At 63.6% G+C, this 11,350-nt stretch carries 12 protein-coding genes; 9 read left to right on the top strand and 3 right to left on the bottom strand.

The window, feature by feature from the left end:
• Positions 1–127 precede the first annotated feature (127 nt).
• On the bottom strand, positions 128–793 hold the full coding sequence (locus D3I60_RS17605) for a GNAT family N-acetyltransferase (RefSeq protein WP_262778009.1): 666 nt from the start codon (positions 791–793) through the stop codon (positions 128–130).
• 126 nt (positions 794–919) lie between these two features.
• Here D3I60_RS17605 and gdhA point away from each other — a divergent pair, with 126 nt between their 5' ends.
• Complete coding sequence (gene gdhA / locus D3I60_RS17600) at positions 920–2,266, top strand: NADP-specific glutamate dehydrogenase (protein ID WP_262778008.1); 1,347 nt, start codon at positions 920–922, stop codon at positions 2,264–2,266.
• A 279-nt stretch (positions 2,267–2,545) separates the two neighbouring features.
• On the opposite strand, the gene D3I60_RS17595 is transcribed toward gdhA, so the two are convergent.
• Entirely contained in the window at positions 2,546–3,061 is a 516-nt protein-coding gene (locus D3I60_RS17595; RefSeq protein WP_262778006.1) for a flavin reductase family protein, read from the bottom strand.
• Between the two features lie 31 nt (positions 3,062–3,092).
• Here D3I60_RS17595 and D3I60_RS17590 point away from each other — a divergent pair, with 31 nt between their 5' ends.
• Both D3I60_RS17590 and D3I60_RS17585 read left to right on the top strand, forming a co-directional pair.
• On the top strand, positions 3,093–3,347 hold the full coding sequence (locus D3I60_RS17590) for a DUF3039 domain-containing protein (protein ID WP_035320920.1): 255 nt from the start codon (positions 3,093–3,095) through the stop codon (positions 3,345–3,347).
• Complete coding sequence (locus tag D3I60_RS17585; RefSeq protein WP_139469693.1) at positions 3,348–5,141, top strand: DEAD/DEAH box helicase; 1,794 nt, start codon at positions 3,348–3,350, stop codon at positions 5,139–5,141.
• Positions 5,142–5,253: 112 nt separating this feature from the next.
• On the opposite strand, the gene D3I60_RS17580 is transcribed toward D3I60_RS17585, so the two are convergent.
• The gene (locus D3I60_RS17580) at positions 5,254–6,573 is read right to left on the bottom strand and encodes a nicotinate phosphoribosyltransferase (protein WP_262778001.1); all 1,320 of its coding nucleotides are present in this window, start codon (positions 6,571–6,573) and stop codon (positions 5,254–5,256) included.
• A 52-nt stretch (positions 6,574–6,625) separates the two neighbouring features.
• On the opposite strand from D3I60_RS17580, the gene clpS reads away from it, so the two are divergent.
• The 6 genes from clpS to D3I60_RS17550 all read left to right on the top strand — a co-directional run bounded on the left by clpS (position 6,626) and on the right by D3I60_RS17550 (position 11,346).
• Positions 6,626–6,931 carry an ATP-dependent Clp protease adapter ClpS gene (gene clpS, locus D3I60_RS17575; RefSeq protein WP_101545203.1) on the top strand — a complete coding sequence of 102 codons (306 nt, stop codon included), beginning with the start codon at positions 6,626–6,628 and terminating at the stop codon, positions 6,929–6,931.
• Between the two features lie 3 nt (positions 6,932–6,934).
• Positions 6,935–7,513, top strand: a complete 579-nt coding sequence (locus D3I60_RS17570; protein ID WP_262777999.1) for a DUF2017 domain-containing protein — start codon at positions 6,935–6,937, stop codon at positions 7,511–7,513.
• Positions 7,510–8,331 (top strand): MBL fold metallo-hydrolase, encoded by an 822-nt coding sequence (locus D3I60_RS17565; RefSeq protein WP_262777998.1) that lies wholly within the window; start codon positions 7,510–7,512, stop codon positions 8,329–8,331. The genes D3I60_RS17570 and D3I60_RS17565 overlap by 4 nt, the downstream gene beginning before the upstream one ends.
• A gap of 7 nt (positions 8,332–8,338) precedes the next feature.
• On the top strand, positions 8,339–9,112 hold the full coding sequence (gene rph / locus D3I60_RS17560) for a ribonuclease PH (protein WP_440588589.1): 774 nt from the start codon (positions 8,339–8,341) through the stop codon (positions 9,110–9,112).
• Positions 9,109–9,714: an RdgB/HAM1 family non-canonical purine NTP pyrophosphatase gene (rdgB, locus tag D3I60_RS17555; protein WP_262777995.1), complete on the top strand. Its 606-nt coding sequence runs from the start codon at positions 9,109–9,111 to the stop codon at positions 9,712–9,714. Before rph ends, rdgB begins: the two co-directional genes overlap by 4 nt.
• Positions 9,715–9,840: 126 nt before the next feature.
• Complete coding sequence (locus D3I60_RS17550) at positions 9,841–11,346, top strand: ABC transporter substrate-binding protein (protein ID WP_262777994.1); 1,506 nt, start codon at positions 9,841–9,843, stop codon at positions 11,344–11,346.
• The last annotated feature ends 4 nt before the right edge of the window (positions 11,347–11,350 follow it).

Raw genomic sequence — 11,350 nt, 5'->3', positions numbered from 1 at the left:
TTTTGGGGTGATGGCCTCGTCCAGTTTTGGGCGGGGCCATTACTGTATTCACGTGTGGGTGTGATGCCCGTGTTTGTTGCTACCTGATGGGGGCTCTGCTACCTGGCGCGGGGTTGCTGCGCCCCCGTCAGGTAGTAATAGTGAGGAAGGTTCGGAAGGCGTCGGCGCCGGTGACTTGTAGGTCGTTGTCTGTGCGGACATAGTCCTTCGAGCGGAGCACCATGTGGTGTTCGGTCAGGGCTGTGCCGTTCTGTCCGACGACGCTGCGATCGCCATTGGGGGAGTACCCGAGCTTCTCCGATACCCGCCGGCTGGCGTCATTGCCATCGAAGTACGCTGTGTCGAATCGTGAGGCACCGAAGTAGCTGGTGAAGGTTTCGATGATCATCCTTCGCATTCTGGTGCCGTATCCGCGGTCCTGTTCAGGCAGCGCCAACCATGATGCTGTCGAGACTGTCTTCGTCAGTGGAAACCGATGCCCGTTCACACCCTGAACTCCGATGGCTCGGCCATTGACCCTCACTGTGAACTCGATCGTCCACTCATCTATGGTGAAGTTCGCTCGAGTGGACCAGTGGTATTGGGCGAGGCTTCGTGCTACCTGCTCATCGGTGCCCGAATCCCAATTGACGAGGAAGGCTTCGATTCCATCACGTCTCACTCCGCCTCGCGCGATCTGTGCGAGTTCCGGAATATCGGCGTCTTTTACGGGCGAGAGCTCCATATCATGTGATCGCAGATGAAGTGCGAACGGCGGCCAGATCTCCGAGATGTCCATGTGCCTTGTGCCCATTCTTTCCTGTTCAATGGCCCTGGAACTGCGCGGATGACTTATATCCCACTTGAAGTGACCGGACAACGCTGTCCATTATCTGGTCGCTCGGATTGTTGTTATACGGGTCACGGTATGTTTGTGCGCATGAGTCTACATCCATCACTGCAGCCAATCTTCGACACAGTGCTCCAACGTAACCCTGGAGAGTCGGAGTTTCACCAAGCGGTACAGGAAGTTCTCTATTCCCTGGGCCCCGTCGTGGACAAGCACCCCGAATACCTGGAACTCTCCGCGCTCGAGCGGCTCTGCGAGCCCGAACGCCAGATCATCTTCCGGGTTCCCTGGATCGATGACTCCGGGGTTGTGCAGATCAACCGCGCCTTCCGCGTGCAGTTCAACTCGGCTCTCGGCCCCTACAAAGGCGGTCTGCGGTTCCACCCCTCGGTGAACCTCGGCATCGTCAAGTTCCTCGGTTTCGAGCAGATCTTCAAAAACGCCATCACCGGCCTGCCCATCGGCGGCGGCAAAGGCGGATCTGACTTCGACCCGAAGGGCCGCAGCGACCGCGAAGTCATGCGGTTCTGCCAGTCGTTCATGACCGAGCTGTACCGTCATATCGGTGAATATCGCGATGTGCCCGCAGGTGACATCGGCGTCGGCGGTCGGGAGATCGGCTACCTCTTCGGCCAGTACAAGCGCATGACGAACTCCTATGAAGCAGGTGTGCTCACCGGCAAGGGACTGTCCTACGGCGGTTCCATGGTCCGCACCGAAGCCACCGGCTTCGGCGTCGTGTACTTCCTCAAGGACATGCTTGCCGCCGCGAAGAAGAACATCGACGGTCGCACTGTCTCGATCTCCGGTTCGGGAAATGTCGCAGTGTTCGCCGCAGAGAAGGTCACGGCCTTCGGCGGCACCGTCATCACGATGTCCGACTCGGCCGGCTTCATCCATGACCCGGACGGAATCGATACCGAACTCGTCAAGCGCATCAAGTTCGAAGAGCGGGGACGCATCTCCGAATACGTGAAGCAGCGCGGGGGACGCGCGACCTATCACGAGGGTGGAAACGTCTGGGACGTCGAAGTCGACGTCGCACTGCCATGTGCGACTCAGAACGAGCTCGACGGAGACTCGGCTGCGACTCTGGTCAAGAACGGAGTCATCGCCCTCGCCGAAGGCGCGAACATGCCCTGCACGCCGGAAGCCGTGAAGATCTTCTCCGAGGCCGGCGTCCTCTTCGCCCCCGGCAAGGCCGCAAACGCCGGCGGTGTCGCGACCAGTGCGCTCGAAATGCAGCAGAACGCCAGCCGCGACTCGTGGGACTTCGACTTCACCGAGGCGCGCCTGGCCGAGATCATGGGCGATGTCCACGACAGCTGCGCGGCTGCGGCCGATGAGTTCGGGCAGCCCGGAGACTACGTCGCCGGTGCCAACATCGCAGGTTTCATCCGCGTCTCCGAGGCAATGCTCGCCCAAGGAGTCGTCTGATCGTCTGATCCACCGGCGGTCGGGCGACCAAAGCGCCTGTGCACGGCCGACAGGACGACCGCGATCAGCGCTGGCAGCCGAGGCTGACGACCCAAACTACAAGACAGGCTCTGCGCAGAACCGGTGAACTTCTCCACGAAGCCGTCGGTCCTGAGCAGAGCCTCTGTCGTACCCTGTGAGCGCGCGGTCGATCCCGATAGCCGTGTCCTGCCTGTCGGTCCGTGTCGACCGTGCTGGGTGGGCTCGTGATCAGGGACCGGTCAGAGCCAGACGAGGTGGTCAGCGTTGTCCGATGGTTCCGTAGCCTTTTCGCCAACGCAGCAGGGGACGACTCGTTCCCGCATCGGCGCCCGCGCCCATGGACACCACTTCGCCGACGACGAGATTGTGGGTTGCGACCTCGAGAACCTCGGTGAGCTTGAGCTCGAACCAGGCGATCGCCTCGGTGAGCACCGGCTGTCCGGCGTGAGGGGCCGGAAAAGTGTCGATGCCTTTGAGCGATCCGTACAGTGGTTGGCCCGAAGCGCCGAGGCGTTCGGAGATGTCGCGCTGGTCGGAGTTGAGCAGCGAGATCGCAAAGTGGGAACTCGTCTCCAGAGTCTCCATCATCCGAGAGCCGGAATAGACGCTGACTGCCATCGTCGGGGGATCGTACGACACGTCGAGAAACGAATCGACGGTGATCGCATGCAGGGCACTGCCGCGGGTAGCGGAGACTACGGCGACCGCCGCAGCGATGTCATCGCTGAGCTCGCGGTAGCGTTCTGTGAGGGAATCGTCGTAGGCCTGGTCCATGACTCTCATTCTAGGGAACTACAATGGAGCCATGACCATTCCAGCTTCAGGCGGTTCAGCAACGATCGAGCGCGAGCAGTCCGAGCAGCTAGTCGAGCCCGGCGATCACGAGCGCTTCAGCCACTACGCGCCCAAGGACAAGATCATGGAGTCCATGGTGACCGGGACTCCGCTGATCGCCTTGTGCGGAAAGGTGTGGGTCCCCACGCGCGACCCCGAGCGGTTCCCGATTTGCCCCAAGTGCAAAGAGATCTACGAGACGATGTCCGAAGGACCGCAGGAGTAGATGTCCGCGGATCGTCTCCCAACAGCACCAGGGACCTCCGCGGCAGAACAGCTTCCACCGGCATTCCCCGAGCGCGCAGCGTGGGGAACGGCGGGAAAGCTGCGTGCCTGGCAGGCTGAGGCTCTCGAACTCTACTTCCAGAAGCAGCCCAAGGACTTCCTCGCGGTCGCGACCCCAGGAGCAGGTAAGACCACCTTCGCTCTGCGGCTGGCGGCCGAACTGCTGGCCCAGCGAGTCGTCAACCGTGTCACAGTCGTCGCTCCCACCGAACACCTCAAGGTGCAGTGGGCCGACTCGGCTGCACGCGTGGGCATCAAGCTCGACCCGCACTTCAAGAACTCCCAGGGCAAACACGCACCCGGCTACCACGGCGTGGCTCTGACCTACGCGCAGGTCGCTGCCAAACCCGTTCTCCACCACAACCGGACGGCCGCCGGCCGCACTCTGGTCATCCTCGACGAGGTCCACCACGGAGGTGACGCCCTGTCGTGGGGCGATGCCGTGCGAGAGGCCTTCGGCCCCGCGGTCCGTCGGCTGTCCCTGACCGGAACACCGTTCCGTTCTGACACCTCACCGATCCCATTCGTCACCTACGCCCCCGACGAGAACGGCATCCGCACCTCGGTGGCGGACTATTCCTACGGCTACGGTCGAGCGCTCAAGGACTCCGTCGTCCGCCCTGTCCTCTTCCTCGCCTACGCCGGCGCCATGACCTGGCGGACCAAGGCCGGCGACGAGATGTCGCACGTCCTGGGCGAGGAGACGACGAAGGACATCAACTCGCAGGCCTGGCGCACGGCCCTCGACCCGAAGGGCGACTGGATACCGGCGGTCCTCAAAGCCGCAGATATGCGATTGACCGAGGTCCGACGCACCGTCCACGACGCCGGCGGCCTCGTCATCGCCACGGACCAAGAGGCGGCCCGAGCCTACGCCAAACGACTGCACGAGATCACCGGTGAGAAGCCGACCGTTGTGCTCTCCGACGAAGCGGGAGCCTCGGAGCGGATCGAACAGTTCCAGAACTCCACCGACCGGTGGATGGTGGCCGTGCGGATGGTCTCCGAAGGCGTCGACGTTCCCCGACTGTGTGTCGGCGTCTACGCGACCTCCTCGTCGACGCCGCTGTTCTTCGCGCAGGCCATCGGGCGCTTCGTGCGTGCCCGCAAACGCGGCGAGACCGCCTCGGTGTTCCTGCCGTCGGTGCCCGTGCTGCTGGCCCTGGCCAACTCGATGGAAGCCGAACGCGATCATGCCCTCGATCGCCCGAAGAACGAGGACGAGAACGATGTCGTCGTCTTCGACGATCAGGCCATGGAGCAGGCGAACCGAAACGAGGGTGCCTCGTCGGACCAGCTCGGCTCCTTCGAAGCGCTCGGCGCCGAAGCCCTGTTCGACCGTGTTCTCTACGACGGCGGTGAATTCGGCACCGGTGGAGCCATCGGCTCCGAGGATGAACTCGACTTCATCGGCATCCCCGGCCTGCTCGAACCCGATCAGGTGCGTGAGCTGCTGAGCACTCAGCAGGCCCGGCAGGCGAAGCGCAAGACCGCGGCGGCTCCTCCGGCCCCTGAGACGGAGACGAGCGAACTCGAGCACCGAGCGATGAAGGAAGAGCGCAACCAGCTCCAGAGCCTCGTGGGCGCCTGGTCCAGACGCACCGGAACGCCGCACCAGAACGTCCACGTCGAACTGCGCAAGGCATGCGGGGGCCCGGCCGTCGCCCAAGCTACACGGGAGCAGATCCAGGCTCGGATCAAGAAGCTGCAGGGCTGGTTCGTCGGCAAGAAGTGAGCACCGGATGTCGGCAGGGGAAGCCCTGTCGGCATGAGGCCGACGAAGCCGCCGAGTCAGACAGTGCGTCTGCCTCGGCGGCTTCGTCGATTCGCGCTGGGCCGGGGGCGGATCAGGCGGAGTAGAACACGGTGGGAATGGCGGGCTCGCCGTCCTGCAGGCGCCTGGCCGAACGCGGCAGCTCCGCCAAAGACTCGTCATGTCGGGCGCAGGCCTTCTTCACTCCTGCCGCGCCGATGAACGACTCATCGACCTCACCGTCGACGACGAGATCGACGCTGAGCCGACGTCCTTCGCCGAGATCATCGGGCAGGCTCGGAATGCCGACGGCTTCCTCCACGGCGATCGGGCCGTCGACGAGTCGCAGCGCCGCCTTGTGTCCGCCGCGTGAGGGCTTGCCGGTGGAGTTCTTGGCAACCGAAGTCCACTCGCCGGCCTCATCGGCACGAGCCACGAGCTTGTACACCAGTCCGGCGGCTGGGGCACCTGAACCGGTGACCACCCGCGTGCCGACACCGTAGGAGTCGACGGGGGAGGCGGCCAACGCGGCGATCGCATACTCGTCGAGATCGCTCGTGACGGTGATCGTCGTGTCGCGGGCGCCGAGGCGGTCAAGGCTCTCGCGCACCTCACTGGCCTGTTCGATGAGATCACCGGAATCGATGCGCACTCCGCCGAGGTTCGGCCCGGCCAGCTCGATCGCCGTGGTCAGCGCCTCCTCGACGTCATAGGTGTCCAGGAGCAGAGTCGTATCGGTGCCCAGCGACTTCAGCTGGGCGGCGAAGGCCTCCCGCTCGGAATCGTGGAGCAGAGTGAACGAGTGAGCCGAGGTTCCGATCGTGCGCAGACCGTACTGGAGGCCGGCTGCAAGGTTCGACGTCGAGGCGAAGCCGCCGATGACCGCGGCCCGAGCCGCAGCCACGGCCGCATGCTCGTTCGTGCGTCGCCCGCCCATCTCCGCGCAGGGGCGATCGCCGGCCGCCTGAGCCATTCGGGACGCCGCCGAGGCGACCGCACAGTCATAGTTCATCGCCGACAGGATGAGCGTCTCCAAGATGACGCCCTCGGCGAACGTCGATTCGATCGTCAACAGCGGTGAACCGGGGAAGTAGATCTCCCCTTCTGCGTAGCCGCGGATATTGCCGGAGAACCGATAGTCGGCCAACCAGTCGATGGTGCGCTTGTCGACGATGTTCTCCCTGCTGAGGAACGAGAGCTCGGCATCGTCGAAGCGGAAGTCGCGGATCATCTCGAGGATCCGACCGGTGCCGGCGACGACACCGTAGCGGCGACCTGCGGGAAGGCTGCGGCCGAATACCTCGAAGAGGCTCTTCCGGTGAGCGGCACCGGATTCCAGGGCCGCCTGCACCATCGTCAATTCGTACTGATCCGTGAAGAAAGCCGTCGAATCGGTCCGTGTGAGATCACTCATAGGCGCGATCTTACGTCACGACAGCGTCAGTGTTCTGCCGTATGGTGGAAACGTGAGCAACCCAACGACACCAGTCCTGGAGCCGGAAGTCGACGTCCGACCTTCCGAGAACCTGGCCAAGCCCTGGCGGACCGTGGTCTTCAACGACCCGGTCAACCTCATGAGCTATGTCAGTTTCGTGTTCCAGACCTACTTCGGCTACTCCGAGGAGAAAGCCCACTCACTTATGCTCGAAGTCCATGAGAACGGGCGCTCCGTCGTTGCCACCGGAGGTCGCGAAGCCATGGAACGAGACACCCAAGCGATGCACGAGTACGGCCTGTGGGCCGCGTGCCAACCTGATTCAGGATCCGACTGACACATGGCCGCTATCGACGCACGAGGGGACGACGTCGTCCTCACCCTGCAAGACAACGAACGCTCGCTCATGCTCACGGTGTTCACCGATCTTGCGGCTCTGCTGGCTGAAGACAGCGACAGCGATGATGACCGTCCGGACTCGGAGAACTGGGAAGCCCGGCTCGGACTCGTCGACCGTCCCCGTCCGCAGGACCCGGCGCTGCTGCGGCTGCTGCCCGACGTCGATCCCGAGGACGACGAGCGTTCAGCGGAGTTCCGCCGCCTCACCGAGTTCGATCTCAAACAGGCCAAAGCGCACAATGTGCGCATCGTGCTGCTGGGACTGAGCAAGGGCAATGACATCTCCCTGACACGGGACGAGGTGCTCGCCTGGATGAAGGGCCTCAACGATCTGCGACTCGTCCTCGCTGTCCGCCTCGGGATCGACACCGAGGAGGCGCAGGAGGAGAAGTACGCCCACCGTGAGGACCTCTCCGAATCCGAAGACCTCACTCTGACCCTGTACGACTTCCTGACGTGGATTCAGGACCGACTGACGACGACCTTGCTCGAGCAGACGCAGGGGGATGACGAGATATGAGACTCACCGCAATCGGCACCGCAGGCTCCTTCCCAGGACGCGGTGCCCTCGCCAGCTGCTACCTCATCGAAACCGATGAGGACACACCCACTCGCATCATCCTCGATCTCGGGTCCGGTGCGCTCAGCCCCCTGCAGGAGACGATCGACACCGATCGTCTCTCCGGAATCGTGCTCAGCCACCTCCATCCGGATCACTGCATGGATATGACCGGCCTCTACGTCAAACACTGCTTCGACCCGAAGTTCTTCAACGGCGACATCTCCGACACCGGAACGATCCGCACGCGCACTCCGGTGTTCGCACCGGCCGGTGCGAAGGAACGCCTGTTCAGGGCCTATTACACGGATCCCGGAAAGTCCCCGGTGGCCAACGGGGGAGACGACTCGGACTTCGACCACGCCTTCGAATTCACCGACATCGACCACGGCAGTCGTCACCAGATCGGCTCCCTGACCATCGAATCCTTCCTCGTCGACCACCCCGTCGAGGCCTATGCTCTGCGGATCACGGATGCGGTCGGCAAGGTCATCACGTATTCGGGCGACAGCGATGAGTGTGACAACCTCGTCGCAGCGGCGAAAGATGCCGACCTCTTCCTCTGCGAAGCCGCCTTCCAGGAGGACCGTGACACTGCGCGCGGCATCCACCTCACCGGCAGGCGCGCCGGACGAGTGGCGCAGAACGCCGCGGCGTCCGCGCTCGTGCTCACCCACATCCCGGTCTGGACCGACTGCTCCATCGTTCGCGGTGAGGCGGCCGGGGAGTACCGTGGACCCATCGAGCTGGCGAAGCCCGGAGCCACCTGGACCGTGTGAACCGGCGATGATCGCCGACGACCAGCAGACATCACCACCGAGACGAAAGAGGCAGACAGTGCGAGCAGACGGCCGTGCAGCAGACGAACTCCGTGAAGTCCGGATCACTCCGGACTGGATCAACACCGCCGAAGGATCCGCGCTCGTGGAATTCGGCAATACCCGCGTCCTCTGCGCGGCCTCGCTGACCGAAGGAGTCCCGCGCTGGCTCAAGGGCCAGGGCCGCGGCTGGGTCACCGCCGAATACGCCATGCTCCCGCGCGCCACCGACTCCCGCAGCACCCGCGAGTCGGTCAAAGGCAAACAGGGCGGACGCACTCACGAGATCTCCCGTCTCATCGGTCGCAGCCTGCGCGCCGTCATCGACATGGACAAGCTCGGAGAGAACACCCTCGTCCTCGACTGTGACGTCCTCCAGGCCGACGGCGGCACCCGCACTGCCTCGATCACCGGTGCCTACGTTGCGCTGGCGAAGGCCATCGACAAGGGGCGCTCGACCGGGCTGATCCCCGCCGCCCACCAGCCGCTCATCGACTCAGTGGCGGCCGTCAGCGTCGGCATCATCGACGGAGAGCCCCTCCTCGACCTGCCGTACGTCGAGGACTCCCGCGCCGAGACGGACATGAACGTCGTCATGACCGGGTCCGGAAAGTTCATCGAAGTCCAGGGCACCGCCGAGGGCGCACCGTTCGACCGGGATGAGCTCGGCAAACTGCTCGACCTCGCCGGCCACGGGTGCTCCGAACTCACCCGCATCCAGTCCGAAGTGCTCGCCGGATGACGACCTTCGTCCTGGCCACTCACAACGAGGGCAAGAAGCGAGAGCTGCTGACCATTCTCGGACCCGTCCTCGGCGCCGACACCCAGGTGCTCACCGCCGCCGAGGCGGGACTCAGTGATGTCGCCGAAACCGGAGTCACGTTCACCGAGAACGCGCTTATCAAGGCGCGTGCCGCGGCCGCTGCGACAGGACACACCGCCATCGCCGACGACTCGGGAATCAGCGTCGACGTGCTCGGCGGTGCACCGGGCATCTTCTCCGCTCGCTGGTCAGGCCGGCACGGAGACGACCGCGCAAACCTCGAACTCCTGCTCGCTCAGCTGGGCGACATCGCAGCCGAACACCGCGGTGCGCAGTTCCGCTGCGCGGCGGCCGCTGTGACCGCCGACGGTCGCGAGTTCACCGCCGAAGGAGTCATGCCCGGGCGCCTGGCCACTGAACCCAAGGGTGAGAACGGCTTCGGCTACGACCCGATCTTCGTGCCCGATGGTTCCGAACTCAGCGCCGCCGAGATGAGGCCTGAGGAGAAGAACTCACGCTCCCACCGCCGGTTCGCCTTCGACGCACTGGCCGCGATTCTCGCTGACGAGCCGAATCTCTGAAGCACCTGCTCGAGACGCCCAGCATCTGAACACAGCCGCCTCACCAGCTGAGAACTTCGGATACACTGACGATGCTTGAGTGTTGGCGAACGACCCTCTTCGTGGTCGGCGAAATCGAGGAGAACAATGAAGACTCCGCGCATCATGACGTGGGTGGCGGCAGCGGCCGCCACGAGCCTGCTGATCACAGGCTGTTCGGCCGGCGCCTCCGACACCGGAGGAGATGCGCAGAAGAAGGACTCGATGACGATCGCCTTCACCGCCGAGCCGGTCAACCTCGACTTCACCTCCACCTCGGGAGTCGCCATTCCCGAAGCGCTGATGGAGAACGTCTACGAATCTCTCGTCCGCCTGGACGGCGAGGGGGAGATCCAGCCCGCACTGGCCAAGGACTGGACACTGTCCGATGACCGCAAGACCTACACCTTCGAACTCCAGGACGGTGTGAAGTTCTCCAATGGTGCGGACTTCACCAGCGAAGACGTCAAGTACTCCTATGAACGAGTGCAGAAGGACTGGAAGAACGCGCTGAAGTCGAAGATGGACATCGTCGAGTCCATCGAAACCCCGGACGACTCCACCGTCACGATCGAACTGAAGAAGCCGTCGAACACCTGGCTGTTCAACCTCACCAGCCTCGTCGGGGCCGTCTTCGACACCGAAGGCACCGACGACCTGGCGAACGAAGCCATCGGCACCGGTCCCTTCGCGATCGAGAAGTTCACACGCGGGCAGTCCATCGACTTCGCCGCCCGCGACGACTACTGGGGCGAGACGCCGTCCCTGAATTCGGTCGAGTTCAAATACTTCAAGGACGCGGTTTCGGCCTCGAACGCCCTGAAGTCCGGAGAGATCGACCTCGTCTCCAACCTCCAGGCACCCGAACTGGCCGGAGAGTTCCAAAGCGACGACTATCAGATCGTCTCCGGCACCACGAACGGCGAAGTCGTGCTGTCGATGAACAACGCCGAGGGCATCTTCGAAGACAAGAAAGCCCGTGAAGCCGTGATGCACGCGATCGACCGCAAGGCCGTCCTCGACACGGCCTGGGCGGGCTACGGCGAGCTCATCGGCTCGATGGTGCCCCCGACCGACCCGTACTACGAAGACCTCACCGGGGTGTGGAAGTACGATCCGAAGAAAGCCAAGCAGCTCGTCGACGAAGCCGGGATCAAGGGCGAGGAATTCGCCTTCACCGTGCCGAACCTGCCGTACGCGAAGGCGATCTCCGAAATCGTCTCCGCGCAGCTCGAAGAGGTCGGACTGAAGGCGAAGATCGCGACTCAGGAGTTCCCGGCCGTGTGGTTGGACAAAACCTTCACCGAACACGATTACGACATGTCGGTGATCAACCACGCCGAACCGCGCGACATCCTCACCGTGTTCTCGAAGGACTACTACATCGGCTACGACGATTCGACGATCAAGAAGCTGGCAGACGAAGCCGATACCGGAACCGAAGACGAGTACATCTCGGGAATGAAGAAGATCGCGCGGACGATCACCGAGGATGCCGCCTCGGACTTCCTGTTCCTGTTCCCGAATCTCGTCATCGCCAAGTCCGGAGTCGAGGGGATACCCGCCAACCGCGTCTCCGACGCATTCAAGATCGCCGACCTCAGCTGGTCCTGACCGC

The organism is Brevibacterium permense (assembly GCF_025506275.1).
GTDB classification, from domain to species: domain Bacteria; phylum Actinomycetota; class Actinomycetes; order Actinomycetales; family Brevibacteriaceae; genus Brevibacterium; species Brevibacterium permense_A.
Note: the sequence above shows the minus strand (reverse complement) of the source record. Positions and strands in the feature narration are given on the sequence as shown.